Raw genomic sequence first — 15,166 nt, 5'->3', positions numbered from 1 at the left:
GTAAAAAATGGTAAAGGACCACGGGCCATTGAGCCGACAAGCAATGCGCTACATTGGGTGTTGCAGACTCGGGCCGCTGGCAGCGAACGATGGGCTGGTGCCTTCATCGATCGTCACATCGACCGTTCTGAAAGGAGACCAACTCACGAAAGGCCATCATCATGGCGCCTTGCAAAGAGGTAAACCATCCGTTCGGCGTCCCATCAGGCGAGACTGATATGTCCTTGGAGCGGCAATGCAGCTCGTGCACGATGCGGGTCACTTTGACCGCAACTCAATCGTGGTTGACTTGCTCGCACTCAGTTCGAGGAGCCGTGTTGCCGGACCTGATCGACGGTCTAGAGTCCTTCGGAGTCACTTGATGGAGGGGATGCAGAAGCGGCTTGCCATGTTGGAAATGCGATAGCGGCGCGCGGCCGCAGGTCACCACCAGGGAGTGAGCATGAGCGTATTGCAGCATGGTCTCGTAGCGCGTGCCTCGTTGCGTTTCGTCGATTATTTCCATCCCGCGCGAGACCCAATCCCGAGCCTCGGTCATCAAACCAAGCTCAACAAAATAGACCCCGGCCCCGGCTGCGAGCCTCACGGCGAGTTCAGGGTCTTTCGCTTCCGAAAAGCTCCATTGCAGCGCCGCACGCACATTGCCGAGTTGATCTCTGAGACTTGAATATCCCCCCTCATCGGACGACGGGCTCGTTGCGGCCCAAGCGCGGTCCAGCAGATCGGCGAAGTACGCGGCATGACGCCGGGCTAGACGATCAAATTCGCCCTCCTCAAGCAGTTTTTCGAGGGCATACGCGCGCGTCGTTCCGAGTAGTCGGTAATGCGCGACCGCTCCTCCAACATCGGCGGAGACAAGTGACTTCGTGACCAGGCTAGCAAGGTGATCGACTACTTCCGAGGGGGGCATGCCATCGCCCACGGCGATCACGCTCGCGGCAGCCATGGTGAAATTCCCCACGAAGGCAGCGAGCCGACGCAGGATCATGCGCTCGGGGTCGTCAAGAAGAGCGTAACTCCAATCATGAGTCGCGCGCATGGTCTGATGGCGGGCGACAACCGCATGACGGCGCGAAGAGAGCAATCGAAATCGGCCGTCGAGACGCATCATCATCCCGCTTAGTCCCAGCGTTCCGACATGGGCTGCGGCGAACTCGATTGCCAACGGGATGCCGTCCAGCTTCTTGCATATCTCTGCAACAAGCGGAGCTTCCGCATCATTGATCTCGAACTCGGCCAGATTCGCCGCCGCCCGCTCGACGAAAAGCTGGATAGCTGGGTAAGCTTTCACCTCAGCCGCAGACAGCACCTGCGGTGAGTTGGGACACTCTAGGGGCTGCAGGTGATGCAGACGTTCGCTCTCGATGCGCAACGGTTCGCGACCGGTCGCGATGACCCGAACACGAGGCGCGCTGAGCATCAAATCGGCCGCCAGACGCGCCGCTTCCTGGACGACGTGCTCGCAATTGTCGAGCACGATGAGCATCTGCTTGTCGCCGAGAGCATTGATTAAGGCGGGTAGCAGATCGTCGTCGCGGGTCTCCAACCCCAAAACGGTCGCCAGCGCATTCGGCACCAGACGAGCCTCCGCGACCGGCGCAAGGTCCACGAGCCAGACGCCATGCTCGAAGCTGGAAATCAATTGTTCTGCTGCGGAAAGGGCGACCGAGGTCTTGCCGATCCCGCCGGGTCCGACGACGGTCACCATGCGATGGCGATCAATCTGCTGAACCAGTTGAGCTACGGCGGCGTCGCGCCCGATCAACCGCGTTAGCAGCGTCGGCACATTGTTCGCGGGCTTCATCGGAATTCCCGCTTCGGATCTTGCATCAACGCCATCAGAAGAGACAGGCGCTACAAAGGCGTAGCCTCGCCCTGGAACCGAAACGATATAACGTTTTGCTCCGCCTCCATCTCCAATCGCCCGTCGCAATGCCGATATATGGACTTTTAGGTTGTCTTCCTCAACGAACGTATTGGGCCAGACGCGCGCCATGATTTCGGTCTTGCCGACCACCTCACCATTGCGCTGGACAAGGAAAATAAGAATATCGAGTGCGCGGCCACCCACCCGCAGCAGCTTGCCGTCGTCCATGAGCATCCGCCGCGTCGGAAACAGCTGAAACGAGCCGAAAGAGACCACACGTTCGGAAGATAAGGAACTCAAAGCTTGGCCCCGCTGTGGAAACTTGCGGAAGCCCCAATCCGACATTCAGTTTTGGTAAGACCGAAAATCAAACTCCGCTCGTTTTCCATTTGTCCGCGCTCGCGCTCCGGCAGGCTCCTGTCACAAATTAGCAAAGGCCTCCGAAATGACGGTGATCGGATCGTTTTATTTTGGTGGAGATTTGGTTTTCGCGCCTCCTGACGGCGGGTACGTGCGCAAAATCCCAGATGATGGTCGAGGTTTTTGCTTCTTTAGGACGCCACATCGACCCGAATTGCGGGCAATCTGAACAGCAAGGCCTCGGCGTCCAATCGATGGGCGGCGACGCCACGCTGCTTGTCACCTGGCGGGCGATGCAGCAGCCGGCCAGTCGGCCCCCCGGGGTGCCAAAGGTTGAGCTGCTCTTAGTGTTGCCCGGCCGGCGTGACCGAGCGGCAAGCTCGCTGCGAGCGCATCCAACTCCTCAGCCTGTGCCTTGCGGTGGCGAGCCGCCACAAGTGATTCGCCGGTGAGATCCGATATTGTCGCCCCGACCGAATGCAATCGCCATCGGACAAGGCCGGCCTCGTAGCCCTCGATCTGTGACCAGGCTTGGGCGAGATATTTGGCAGCGCTTGAGGGCCTGCCCAGCGCCAGTTCGACGCGCGCGCACGACTCCGCTGCGAGACCTTGCCAACTTCGCTCCTCCATCGTGCAGGCACGCTCCAGAAAAGCCTTCGCACAAACCTCGGCCGCATCGAGCTCGCCTGCAACAAGGTGTGCATCGGTCATGCCCCATTTCGCCACGACCCGCCAATACCAACTCGTCAGCGTGTTGCGGGCGTCCATGTCGGCTCGGGCAGCCGTCAGGTTTTTAAAGGCGACCTCCAGCCGGCCAAGCCCAAGATTCGCCAAACCTCGAATAACCAATTCGACCTTGACTTCGTTCGTCGGAAATTCGAGCCCGTTGTTCGCAATCAGTGCGACGGCTTCATCCAAAACGGTCAGCGCCGTTTGGTGATCGTGCATCTGTTCGTACATGAAGGCACGATAGAGCCGCAAAGTTGCGCTCCGAATGATGTCGCCATTCGCCTCAATAGCGGCGCAGGCGGACTCAGACATGGAGATGGCCTCGCCGAATCTTCCCAATGACATCAGTCCCCAGGGTATCCCCAGCCGCGATGTCCAGAGTGGGAAACCAATGTCAACCTGCGCTTCCAGTGCATGTTCGGCCAAAATTGCCAAATTTCGGCTCACGGTTTCGATCGCGTCAGTGTATCGGGCAGCCGGGAGCAAAATCAAACCGCGGTCGAATTCGCTCGCTGCGAGGACCAAGGGATTGCCGAGCCTGCTGAGATCATTGATCGCTGCTTCAAATCCCGCCGCCTCCGCAGGGCTGCCGCCCAAAATCCAATTGCGCCACCCGTGGGCGACGCACCGGACACGCCCACGTTGAACGGGGTCCGCTATATCAGCGCTTCTGGCGAGCGCCTGGCTCATGATTTCCAGGCAACGATCACTGTTGATCGTGCTCGTTATATATCCCAACCCCAAGAGCGCGCGAACCTCGACATCTACACGCCCTACATCACGGGCAAGCTCATAAAGGCGGCCATACGCCTCGAAGGCCCGTTTATCGAACGCTCCCAGATAAACCTTTGTCAGTTCATCCAGCAGGTCGAGTTCTACGCCTTTGCATTCGGCCGCCGGAAGATTGCGGCTCAGCTCGGTTGCCTGTTCCAGCAAAGCGGCGGCCTCACGCATTGCGAAACGCCGCATCGCAGTCCTTGAGGCCAGGCGCAAAAAGTGAATTGCCTGGGGCCAACGCCAGGACTGGATATAATGACGCGCAATGCTTGGGGCCATCGGCGCTAGATCGGCGCTGAACAGCGTCTCGAGGCGGAACGCAACGGCGGCATGCTGGGCTGCCCGACGCACCGAGCCCTGGCGCTCGTAGACCACTTCCTGGAACAGGGCGTGACGGAAGGAGTAGGTCTGGACGAGTCCCCCATCCGGCATTTCCACAATGTCGCTGCGCTGAATAAGTTGGCCTCGGCGGGCCAGGGTTTCGCAAACGGTCTCATACGAACGTTCATCCACATCTGACGCAACGTGGTAAATGTGAGGTGCAAACGGCCCGTCCGACAGGCTCGCCGCCTCCAGCACGTTCTGGGCTTCCGCCGCCAGGCCGTGGATTTCCGCTTCAATCAGCTGCAGCAGATCAGGCGACACTTGGAAGCTCGCGGCCTCGAACTGCCCGTCCATCCGCCAGCCGTCTTCATCCCAGGCGATAAGATTTCGTTGCACCAGGTAATCAAGCATAGCCCGCATAAAAAGCGGATTGCCCTCGCTGCGCCGGTGCAAATGCCGCGTGAGCTCAGCCGGCGGGTTGGCGTGCACGAAACTGCTAAGGAAGGCCTCGACGTCGCTGAGCTCCAAGGGGAGGAGCTTGATTTCGCGGGCTAGGCGGTAGAGCGACAGCTTCTGCGCCAAGGTGCTGGCTGAGTAACCGGCCTCAGCGGGTGATCGCAGGGTCGCGATGATCAGCAGCTGCGTGCGCGGCCGACGGTTTGCGAGCGCCTGAATCAGATCAAGCGTCGCCTGGTCGGCCCACTGGACGTCCTCCAATAGCAGCAGCAGGAACTTGTTCTGAGTAAGAGCTTCGAGCGCGTCGCAGAGTTCGCGCGCCATCCGATGTGGCGTCGCACCGACTACCTCGTTGCGCAGTTCCGAGGCGTCGGCGGGCATGAGGTGCGGCAATTGCATAAGCCATGTTGGCGCCAATTCCCTGAGGACGGCCGCGAGATGCGCGTGCGCCGGGCTACGGCTCAGCCCAGCCAGAATTTCAAGGATAGGGTAGTAGGCGTCAGTTTCCCCACTTCCCGGAAGACAATGCGCAGTCACGACCGTGACATCGTCCTTCGCCGACTCAACGAAGACTCGCGCCAACGCTGTCTTGCCGATTCCGGCCTCTCCTGTCAGGAAGACGATCTGCATTTCGCTTAACCGGGTCCGCTGCATCGCGAGATCGAGTTCGGCGCGCGCCGTAGTGCGGCCCACCAGAAGTTCCGGCGCAGCCGGACCCTCTAATTGCACAGGCGGAGTAGGGCGTACTTCAGCGATAAAGCGATAGCCGCGCCCCCGCACCGTTTCGATGTACACGGCAGGGGTGGCACGATCACCAAGCGCAGTGCGAACGGCCAGGACATGACCCTTCAACACCTCGGGTTGGACATAAGTGTCCGGCCAAAGCGCGTTCAGAAACTCGTCCGGCGAGACGATGCGACCAGCGTGTTCAACGAGATAGCGCAGGACATCGAACGCTTTTCGCCGCAAGTCGACCCGGTGGTCTTGCCCGTCAGAACCGTTCCGGATCAAGCTGTAGCCTGCCCGATCCAGACGAAATTGGCCGAAGTGTAACATATCCATGCCCAAAGGATACGACGGCGTCGCCATAGTCGTCTATTGCGATCTCGGCTGGGTATCAGCTCCGAGTATTGCCCCCTTATTCCAGCTCACCTGGCTCGTAGCTCGCGACCGTAGCTAATCATTCCAGCTTTGGATTTTGAACCGAAATCCGGTGAACGGCCAATGTCTTGGCCAATCCGGTTTGGAGGAGCGGTGATCTGCAAACAGTCTGTCTGCTTTGCACTAGACCTGCAGCTGCTCGGAGCAGGAGCTTTGGACGTCCAGCCCTTCTGTACGATTAAGCACGCTGCAGTGCTCCGTCAGCCTAAACGCGGTGGATTCCCGACCTCGACCGGGATTAAGTCAAGCTCACGACTTCAGTCAGAACTCTAACGCCAAAGGGACAACACGTCCAAGCCTACGCTAGACTGCGCGATAGCCGCCCGCGCTACTCCCACTCGATCGTCCCCGGCGGCTTGCTGGTCACATCGTACACCACCCGGTTCACGCCCTTCACCTCGTTGATGATGCGCGTGGCGGTCTCGCCGAGGAATTTCATGTCGAATTGGTAGAAGTCCGCAGTCATGCCGTCGGTGGAGGTGACGGCGCGCAGGCCTACGACGTAGTCGTAGGTGCGGCCGTCGCCCATGACGCCGACCGTCTTCACCGGGAGCAGCACGGCAAAGGCCTGCCAGATGTCGTCGTAGAGGCCGTGCTTGCGGATCTGGTCGATGTAGACGGCGTCCGCCTTACGCAGGATGTCGAGCTTGTCGCTTGTGATGTCGCCGGGGCAGCGGATCGCGAGACCGGGGCCCGGGAACGGATGGCGGCCGACGAAGATTTCGGGCAGGCCAAGCTCGCGGCCGAGCTTGCGCACCTCGTCCTTGAACAGCTCGCGCAGAGGCTCGACGAGCTTCATGTTCATGCGCTCAGGGAGACCACCGACATTGTGGTGCGACTTGATCGTCACCGAGGGGCCGCCGGTGAAGGACACACTCTCGATCACATCAGGATAGAGCGTGCCCTGCGCCAGGAAGTCGGCGCCGCCGATCTTCTTGGCTTCCTGCTCGAACACCTCGATGAAGAGGCGGCCGATGGTCTTGCGCTTGGTTTCGGGGTCGGTGACGCCTTCGAGCTCGCCGAGGAACTGCTTGGACGCATCCACGTGCACGAGGGGGATGTTGTAGTGGTGGCGGAACAAATCGACCACGGTCTTGGCTTCATCGAGGCGCAGCATGCCGTGATCGACGAACACGCACGTCAGCTGGTCGCCGATCGCTTCGTGGATCAGCACGGCCGCGACGGCTGAATCGACGCCGCCGGAAAGGCCGCAGATCACCTTGCCCTTGCCGATCTGGGCGCGGATTTTTGCGATCTCCTCCTCGCGGAAGGCGCGCATGGTCCAGTCGCCGGACAGGCCCGCGATCTTGCGCACGAAGTTGCGGATCAGCTTTGCGCCGTCCGGCGTGTGCACCACTTCGGGGTGGAACATCAGGCCGTAATATTTGCGCGTCTCGTCCTGGATGATCGCGAAGGGCGCGTTCGGCGAGGTGCCGGCGACCGAGAAGCCCGGCGGCATCTTGGTGATGCGGTCGCCATGGCTCATCCACACCTGGTTCTTGCCGCCTGATGACCAGACATCCTCGAACAGCTTGCTCTCGGCTTTGACCTCGACATCGGCGCGGCCGAATTCGCGGTGATGACCGCCCTCGACGGTGCCGCCAAGCTGCTCCGCCATGGTCATCTGGCCGTAGCAGATGCCCATCACGGGCACGCCGGAATCGAAGATCGCTTGCGGGGCGCGGGGCGAGCCCGCCTCATGGACCGATTCCGGGCCGCCGGAGAGGATCACCGCTTTCGGCTTCATCTCCTTGAAGGCCTGTTCGGCCTTGTTGAACGGGACGATCTCGCAATAGACGCCGTCCTCGCGCACGCGACGCGCAATCAGCTGCGTCACCTGGCTGCCGAAGTCGACGATCAGAATCTTGTCATGCGCCGAGGCCACGGAGAGCGTCGACGCGGAGCGGTCGTTCTGTGCTGCTGTCATGGCAAGCAGATACGCGACTAGCCCCCAGCCCGCAACCGCGTGTCAGCGCGCGCCCACATTCTTCTTCGGGCATGGACAAATGGATATAGGTAAATAATACTGACTTAATTTGCCCGCCTTACCCGACGGGGCAATCGTGGAGAGCGCCATGTCACATCTGCCGGATTGACGACGGGTGCCTGCGTAGCGATGTCAGCGCTTGCGCGCGCCGGCCTTTCGCACCCTCGTGTCGGACCAATACAGCGGCCGACCGGTCCGCGACGGCAGCACCAGCTGCCCGACCGGCTGACCCGCCTGGTCCACCAGGTTGGAATGCGCCTCGCCGCGCGCGTAAAGATGCGCCTCGCCCCACTGGCGTAGACCGACGACGACAGGAAACAAGTCGCGTCCCCGCTTAGTCAGCGCATATTCCTGATACGCGCTGCCATCGGAGGCTGGAACCAGCTTGAGCACGTCAAGCTCTACCAGCTTGTGCAGGCGCGTGCTGAGCATGCCCCTGGCGATGCCGAGGTTCTTCTGAAAGTCTCCGAACCGGCGGAGCCCGTCGAAGGCGTCGCGCACGATCAGGAGCGACCACCAGTCTCCGATCGCATCCAATGCCCGTGCCACCGGGCAATCGGCCTTGGCAAAACCGATCCGCTTCATCCGCAGTTCCCTTCGCAAGCTAGTACTAAAATAAGACTAGACAGTGCCGCACGCAACTGGTCCTATTATAGAACTACATTGACCTCGCCGGAGACGACCGTGACCAAGGATGACACCGCGCCAGCCGGAGTAGAGATGGCAGACGATGCGACCGGACGCGGGCTTTCCGGCGCGATGGCGCTGCTGTTCGCGCTCGCCTGCGGACTGAGCGTCGCCAACATCTATTTTGCGCAGCCACTGCTCGATGCCATGGCGCACGATCTCGGCATCGCGCCTGCCGCGATCGGCGTGGTGGTGACGTTCACCCAGATCGGCTACGCCCTCGGCCTGATCCTGCTGGTGCCGCTCGGCGATCTCGCCGATCGCCGCCGCCTGATCGTCGGCCAAACCGCGCTGTCGGCGATTGCCCTCATCATTGTCGGCACGGCGTCGCACGCCGCGGTGTTGTTCGCCGGCATGGTGCTGGTCGGGCTGGTGGCTGTCGTCGTGCAGGTGCTCGTCGCCTTTGCCGCGACGCTGGCGACACCGGACGGGCGCGGCCGCGCCATCGGCACCGTCACAAGCGGCGTCGTTGGGGGAATCCTCCTCGCCCGTTTCGTCTCAGGCGCGCTCGCCGATATCGGCGGCTGGCGCCTGGTCTATCTGGTCTCGGCCGGCCTGATGCTCGTCATGGCCGCCCTGCTGCTGCGCCTGCTGTCCCCCAGCCCAAAGGCCACGAGGGCCGGACTCTCCTATCCGTCGCTGCTGCGCTCGACGGCCGCGCTGTTCGCCGAGGAACCAGTCCTGCGCGAGCGGGCGCTGTTCGCGTTCCTGATCTTTGCCGATCTCAACGTGTTCTGGACCTCGATTGTGCTGCCGCTGTCGGCGCCGCCCTTCGCGCTGTCGCACACCACGATCGGATTGCTCGGGATTGCGGGGTTCGCCGGCGTGCTCGCGGCGCGCAACGCCGGACGCCTCGCCGATCTCGGATGGGCCCAACGCACCACCGGATTGTCGCTGATGCTGATGCTCGGCGCCTGGGCTGTGTTCGCCTGCCTGCACGTCTCGCTCTGGTTCATCGTGGCCGGCGTGATCATGCTGGATCTCGGGCTCCAGGCGGTGCATGTCACCAGCCAGAGCCTGATCATCGCCGCGCGTCCCGACGCGGCAAGCCGGCTGGTCGGAGGCTACATGGTGTTCTACTCGGTCGGCAGCGCCGTTGGCGGGATCGCCTCGACCATGATGTACGCCGTGGCCGGCTGGGACGGCGTCTGCGTGCTGGGCGCTGGAATCAGCGCCGCCGCGCTGCTGGTCTGGGTCATCACGGCGAGCAGGATCGAGGCGCCAGCCGGCTGCGCGTCGATGCCCTAGCCGCCCACGCAAAGAGCACGACTGGGGCGGACGCATGCGCTAACAGGACGGCTGCCGGCATCGTAACAGGAACCCTCCCATGAAGCTCCCCACGTCCCCTTTCACCGTCACCGACTGGAGCAAGGTCGAGGCCACCACGCACCCCGGTGAGACCGGGCACGCGCTGTGGCGGACGCTGAACATCGGCGATCTCCGGGTGCGGATGGTGGAGTATTCGCCGGGCTATCTCGCCGATCATTGGTGCGACCGCGGCCACGTGCTCTACGTGCTCAAGGGCGAGCTCGACAGCGAGCTGCGCGACGGGCGCAAGTTCAAGCTCACGCCGGGCATGAGCTACCAGGTCTCGGACTTCGGCGACGCCGCGCATCGCTCGTCGACGGCCGTGGGCGCGACTCTTTTCATCGTGGACTGACGGAACCATCCTTCAGGCCACAGTGTGCAGCGCAAAATAGCAAACTACGCGCGACTCGCTGCCAGCGCGTGCCGCCTTGAAGTTGCCCCAAAAAATCGCTAGATTGTGACCATCGATCCTTGGCCGAACGACTGGGCCGCTCCGTCTCATTTCAATGGACGAGCACGTTTCAGGTATTTCTCCAAAATCGACCAACCGGGACGATGGGCGCAGCAATGTGCATTTGTCCCCCTGAGTGCATCGTCAATTGAAAGGAAATGACTATGGCAATGGGCACCGTGAAGTGGTTCAACAACCAAAAGGGCTTTGGCTTCATCCAGCCGGATGACGGCCAGAAGGACGTCTTCGTTCACATCAGCGCCGTTGAGCGCGCTGGTCTGAGCACCCTCAATGAGGGCCAGAAGGTCTCCTTCGACATCGTTGCGGACCGCCGCAGCGGCAAGTCCTCGGCCGACAATCTCCGCGCCGGCTAGTTGACCGCGCAATTCGCGATCTGACCACGGACGTACCGGCAGATCGTTGAGTTCAGAGACCCCGCGACCGGGCTCCGGCCCGCGGGGTTTTTGTTTGATCGGTCGTCATTCCGGGGCTCGCGAAGCGAGAGCCCGGAATCCATTAATCCGCAGAATGCGCCGCCCGATGGATTCCGGACTCGCCCTTCGGGCGCCCCGGAATGACGACGGGGAGAGTTCAGCCCGTCTTCCTCAACACCGAGACGAAGAACCCATCTGTGCCTGTGCGGCGCGGGGTCATCAGCCAGCCTTCGTCGGATCGTAGCGCGGCCTCTGCAAAGTCCTCGGCCTTGTCCCAGAGCACGCTCGCGATCTGCTCAGGCGGCACCACCGCGAACTCTGGATGCCGGGCGACGAGTGCCCTCACCTGCTCGCCGTTCTCCTCAGGGAGGACCGAACAGGTGATGTAGGCGATGCGGCCGCCGGCCTTCACCAGCGGCACGGCGCGCTCGAGCACCTCGGCCTGGTCCTTGAGGCGAATCTCCAGGGCACCTGGCCGCATGCGCCATTTGGCGTCGGGATTGCGGCGCCAGGTTCCGGTTCCCGTGCAGGGCGCGTCGATCACGACGAGGTCGGCGGTGGCGCTGATATCGGCCAGCGGATCGGCGTCGCCCTTGGGCGTGCGGACATCGGCATTGTGGACGCCGGCGCGCGACAGGCGCTCGTGAATCGGTGCCAGCTGCCGCTTGTCGCTGTCAGTCGCGATCAGCCGGCCCTTGCCCTGCATCATCGCGGCCAGCGCCAGCGTCTTGCCGCCGGCGCCGGCGCAGAGATCGATCACCTGCTCGCCCGGTTTTGCCGCGGTGAGAAGGGCCGCAAGCTGCGATCCTTCATCCTGCACTTCAACGCCGCCCTTGATGAAATCCTCTTCCGCCTGGATGCCGGGGTTGCGCGCATCGGCCGAAAGCTCGATGCGCAGGCCATTTGGCGACCATTGCGTCGGTTTCGCATGAAGATGAGAAAGCGCCTTCAGCACCTTGTCGCGATTGGACTTTAGCGTGTTGACGCGGAGATCGAGCGGCGCCCGGCTCGCCATCGCCGCGGCCTCGGCGACGCGGTCCTCCCCGAATACCTTCGCCAGGTGGGAATCAAGCCATTCCGGATAGTCGCCGGCAATCGCGGCGGGCGCATCTTTCAGGGAGCGCGAGGCGAGTGCCGCCTGCTCCGCCTCCGTCAGTGGCTCGGGCGCAAACCGGCTGCCGTCGAACATCGCGGCCATGGTCGCGGTGTCCATGTTCCGCTCGAGGCGGAGCATGCCGATCAGGCGGGCACGTGCGGTATCGGCATCCATCAGGAACGCGCTGGAGGAATAGCGGCGCAGCACGTCCCAGACCAGGCCGGCAATGGCGGCGCGGTCGCCGGAGCCCGCAAAGCGGTGCGCGGTGCCCCACTCCTTCATTGCCTTCGCCGCGGGCACGCGGTCCTTCTCGATGGTGTCGATCAGTTCGATGGCTGCGGACAGCCGGGCAGCGGGCGTCATGTGAATCTTTCAGATCAGGATTCTTTGTTTTGCGTATGATCTTGTCGGAAAACCGGTATCCACTTTTCCGGATCATGCGCGTGCGTAAGCGCTCAGATCACCAACAGAATTTTCAGTGCGAAGTAGATCCACATCACCAGCAGCACCAGCACGCCGGCGAGCCAGACCGACGAGCGCCGGCCGAGATCGTTCGAGGTCACGAACACGCCGGCATGGGCAAAGCGCGTCACAACGAACACCCAGGACATCAGCACGATGAAGAGGTCGGCATGGCGGAGCGGCAGCGCCAGCGCGATCAGGGCGTAGAGCAGCACCGGCAGCTCGAACTGGTTGCGGTAGCAATTGGCGATCTGGGTGGCGCCCTTCGGACAGTTCGGCTCGCCGAGCGCAATGTCGCGGATCTTGGTCTCGCCGGAGACCAGCGCATTCCGGCGCCCGAACACCATGCCGATCAGGAGCGCGAAGGTGAGGCCGACCTGCACGAAAACAGGCAGCAGGACCATTTGGACAGACATCGGAACTTTCCCGTAAAGCGGCGTGCCGCGGACTGTCATTAACCGCGACTTCTGGCCCTGACAATGGACGAGTTGAACCGGCGTTCCCCGCTGAAGTTCGCGTGCTTTAAACTTTGTTCGATCGCAGATGACGCGCGCACGTCATCGTTCCGACGTTTGGCGGGGCGATACTTCGCCGATGTCCGAATTTCGCCTCACCCAGATTTCCGACACGCATCTCGGCCGGCGCTTTCCCGGCCTGATCGCGAACTTCCATCGCGTCAGCGAGCACATCGACGCTGACAGGCCTGATCTCGTCATCAACACCGGCGATGTGTCCTTCGATGGGCCAACGAGCCGCGACGATGTGCAGTTTGCAAAAAGCCTGCACGACGCGCTGCCGGTCGACTGTCGCTATCTTCCGGGCAATCACGATATCGGCGACAATCCGACTGCACTCGGGCCGGCACCAAAGCCGCCGATCGCGGAAGCGCACCGCCAGCAATTCCGCGACATCATCGGCGAGGACCATTGGTCGTTCGAGGCCGCGGGCTGGCGCTTCATCGGCCTCAACTCGCTGGTGATGAATTCAGCGCTCACGTTCGAGGCCGAGCAGTTCGACTGGCTGTCCCAGGAAATCGCGCAAGTGAACGGCAAGCCGGTCGCGCTGTTCCTGCACAAGCCGGTGTTTCTCCATTTGCCCGACGATCCTGAACTGCCGGAGACCTCGATCCGCTACGTGCCGCAGCCGGCGCGCGCGCGGTTGATCGAGATGTTTGCGCATGTCGATCTCCGCCTCATCGCCAGCGGTCACGTACACCAGCGCCGCGACTTCACGTTCCGCCACACGCGGCACGTCTGGGCGCCCTCGGCCGGCTTCAAGATCAACGACGCACGCCAGGACCGGATCGCCATCAAGGAGACCGGCCTCGTCGAGTACCGCTTCGCTCCTGATCGCTTCGAAGTCCGCCACGTCCGCGCAGCGGGCCAGGTCGATATCGATATCGAAGAGCTGTTCGCCCAGATGGGCGGCGAGCATTAGAGCCGCTCTCAGGCGACGCTCTTGAGATCCTGCTGGATTGCGGCGAGCAACGACTGCAGCGCTTCGCTGCTCACAGGCGCAGCCGCCGGATCATTGGCAGGCGCAGTTTTGGCGGGCTCGGCCGCCTTGATAGGGCGCTTGGGAAAGCGCGGCGGCGGCGCCGGCATCGCGGGTTGCGTGAACGCACCCTCGTCTTCGCTGTGCACGAACTTGCCGTGGATGACATCGTCATGGCGGCCCATGACATACATGGCCGCCCAATAGCCGGCAGCGAGAAGGATTACGCAGAAAATACCGATCTCTAACATCGCAGCACCTAAAATATGCGCGATGATTCAATGCCTTCGCCCGGACGTCAATGAACCCTCGGTCACACAAGCGGGTTTTTGCGGGCAAGTGTTGCCGATCGGTGACTCTTTGTTAACCACCGGTGTCAGGGGCGTGACACCGGTGCAACTACGAGACGCTCCAGGCCTTCAGAAGGCGCTCCAAGCCCTACAGCTAAGCCTTATCCGGCCCGACCCGGACCAGCTGCTTGCCGAAATTGGCGCCCTTCAGCAGCCCGATAAAGGCGCCGGGGGCGCTCTCCAGGCCTTCGGTGACGAACTCCTTGTACTTCACCTTGCCATCGCGGACCCAGCTGGACATGTCGCGCAGGAAGTCGCCATGGCGCGAGGCGAAGTCGGAGACGATGAAGCCGCGGAAGGTGAGCCGCTTGGTCAGCGTCGCGCGCATCAGGGACGTGGCCCATTTCGGCGGCTTGGCTTCGGTGTCGTTGTAATGCGCGATCAGGCCGCAGACCGGCACGCGCGCGAAGGGATTGAGCAGCGGGAAGACCGCCTCGAACACGGCGCCGCCGACATTCTCGAAATAGACGTCGATCCCCCCAGGGCAGGCGTCCTTGAGCTTCGCGGCCAGATCAGGATCGCGGTGATCGATGCAGGCATCGAAGCCGAGCTCCTTCACCACGTAGTCGCACTTGTCCTTGCCACCGGCGATGCCGACTGCACGTGCGCCCTTGATCTTCGCGATCTGGCCCACGGCCGAGCCGACCGCGCCGGAAGCGCCGGCGACGACGACGGTCTCGCCCTCCTGCGGCTTGCCGATGTCGAGCAGGCCCGTGTAGGCGGTCATGCCGGGCATGCCGAGCACACCGATCGAGGTCGAGATCGGACCGAGCTTGGGATCGACCTTGATGAGGCCCTTGCCGTTCGAGATCGCGTTGGTCTGCCAGCCGGTCCGTGCACGGACGATGTCGCCGACCGCGAAATCGGGATTGTTGGAGGCCGCGACCTCGCTCACCGCCTCGCCTTCCATCACGCCGCCGACCGGCACCGGTGCGGCGTAGGAGGGCCCCTCGCTCATACGACCGCGCATATAGGGATCGAGCGACAGCCAGATCGTGCGCAGCAGGACTTCACCTGCGCCGGGCGTCGGGACTGCGAATTCCTCGAGGCGGAAATCGGACGGTTTGGGTTCGCCGACGGGACGTGCGGCGAGAACGATGCGCTTGCCTTGGGACATGATGGCTTCCTCCGGATTAGCTCTCGCCATGGTTTAGGAGGAGCTGCGCGGTGAAGCAAACTCTTGCTCAATTAAGGCTTTGGTCGCGATTGCGAACTAGGATTGC

Annotated in this window: 12 protein-coding genes; 4 read left to right on the top strand and 8 right to left on the bottom strand. The window is 62.4% G+C overall.

The window, feature by feature from the left end:
• Nucleotides 1-274: 274 nt before the first annotated feature.
• The 4 genes from ACP2YP_RS17410 to ACP2YP_RS17395 all read right to left on the bottom strand — a co-directional run bounded on the left by ACP2YP_RS17410 (nucleotide 275) and on the right by ACP2YP_RS17395 (nucleotide 8,246).
• Entirely contained in the window at nucleotides 275-2,095 is a 1,821-nt protein-coding gene (locus ACP2YP_RS17410; RefSeq protein ID WP_426425572.1) for an ATP-binding protein, read from the bottom strand.
• Between the two features lie 411 nt (nucleotides 2,096-2,506).
• A complete protein-coding gene (locus ACP2YP_RS17405; RefSeq protein WP_426425571.1) occupies nucleotides 2,507-5,602 on the bottom strand; it encodes an AAA family ATPase in 3,096 nt (1,031 codons plus the stop codon).
• Nucleotides 5,603-6,002: 400 nt separating this feature from the next.
• A complete protein-coding gene (gene guaA, locus ACP2YP_RS17400; RefSeq protein ID WP_426425570.1) occupies nucleotides 6,003-7,601 on the bottom strand; it encodes a glutamine-hydrolyzing GMP synthase in 1,599 nt (532 codons plus the stop codon).
• A gap of 192 nt (nucleotides 7,602-7,793) precedes the next feature.
• Nucleotides 7,794-8,246: a winged helix-turn-helix transcriptional regulator gene (locus ACP2YP_RS17395; RefSeq protein WP_426425569.1), complete on the bottom strand. Its 453-nt coding sequence runs from the start codon at nucleotides 8,244-8,246 to the stop codon at nucleotides 7,794-7,796.
• A 135-nt stretch (nucleotides 8,247-8,381) separates the two neighbouring features.
• On the opposite strand from ACP2YP_RS17395, the gene ACP2YP_RS17390 reads away from it, so the two are divergent.
• From ACP2YP_RS17390 to ACP2YP_RS17380, 3 genes are all read left to right on the top strand, one after another.
• On the top strand, nucleotides 8,382-9,596 hold the full coding sequence (locus tag ACP2YP_RS17390) for an MFS transporter (RefSeq protein ID WP_426426185.1): 1,215 nt from the start codon (nucleotides 8,382-8,384) through the stop codon (nucleotides 9,594-9,596).
• 79 nt (nucleotides 9,597-9,675) lie between these two features.
• Nucleotides 9,676-10,008 (top strand): DHCW motif cupin fold protein, encoded by a 333-nt coding sequence (locus ACP2YP_RS17385; RefSeq protein WP_426425568.1) that lies wholly within the window; start codon nucleotides 9,676-9,678, stop codon nucleotides 10,006-10,008.
• 263 nt (nucleotides 10,009-10,271) lie between these two features.
• Entirely contained in the window at nucleotides 10,272-10,481 is a 210-nt protein-coding gene (locus ACP2YP_RS17380; protein ID WP_148749473.1) for a cold-shock protein, read from the top strand.
• Between the two features lie 217 nt (nucleotides 10,482-10,698).
• On the opposite strand, the gene ACP2YP_RS17375 is transcribed toward ACP2YP_RS17380, so the two are convergent.
• Both ACP2YP_RS17375 and ACP2YP_RS17370 read right to left on the bottom strand, forming a co-directional pair.
• Nucleotides 10,699-12,000 (bottom strand): RsmB/NOP family class I SAM-dependent RNA methyltransferase, encoded by a 1,302-nt coding sequence (locus ACP2YP_RS17375; RefSeq protein ID WP_426425567.1) that lies wholly within the window; start codon nucleotides 11,998-12,000, stop codon nucleotides 10,699-10,701.
• Between the two features lie 92 nt (nucleotides 12,001-12,092).
• Nucleotides 12,093-12,515 carry an MAPEG family protein gene (locus ACP2YP_RS17370; RefSeq protein WP_426425565.1) on the bottom strand — a complete coding sequence of 141 codons (423 nt, stop codon included), beginning with the start codon at nucleotides 12,513-12,515 and terminating at the stop codon, nucleotides 12,093-12,095.
• Nucleotides 12,516-12,693: 178 nt separating this feature from the next.
• Between ACP2YP_RS17370 and ACP2YP_RS17365 the strand changes: the two genes are divergently transcribed.
• Nucleotides 12,694-13,536, top strand: a complete 843-nt coding sequence (locus tag ACP2YP_RS17365) for a metallophosphoesterase family protein (RefSeq protein WP_426425563.1) — start codon at nucleotides 12,694-12,696, stop codon at nucleotides 13,534-13,536.
• Nucleotides 13,537-13,544: 8 nt separating this feature from the next.
• Here ACP2YP_RS17365 and ACP2YP_RS17360 read toward each other — a convergent pair whose 3' ends face one another.
• Together ACP2YP_RS17360 and ACP2YP_RS17355 are read right to left on the bottom strand one after the other, a co-directional pair.
• Entirely contained in the window at nucleotides 13,545-13,844 is a 300-nt protein-coding gene (locus ACP2YP_RS17360) for a hypothetical protein (RefSeq protein ID WP_426425562.1), read from the bottom strand.
• A gap of 193 nt (nucleotides 13,845-14,037) precedes the next feature.
• Complete coding sequence (locus ACP2YP_RS17355) at nucleotides 14,038-15,060, bottom strand: NADP-dependent oxidoreductase (protein WP_426425560.1); 1,023 nt, start codon at nucleotides 15,058-15,060, stop codon at nucleotides 14,038-14,040.
• Nucleotides 15,061-15,166: the final 106 nt, after the last annotated feature.

Source organism: Bradyrhizobium genosp. A, assembly GCF_049949275.1.
Lineage (GTDB): Bacteria > Pseudomonadota > Alphaproteobacteria > Rhizobiales > Xanthobacteraceae > Bradyrhizobium.
This window is presented reverse-complemented; position numbering and strand designations above follow the sequence as displayed.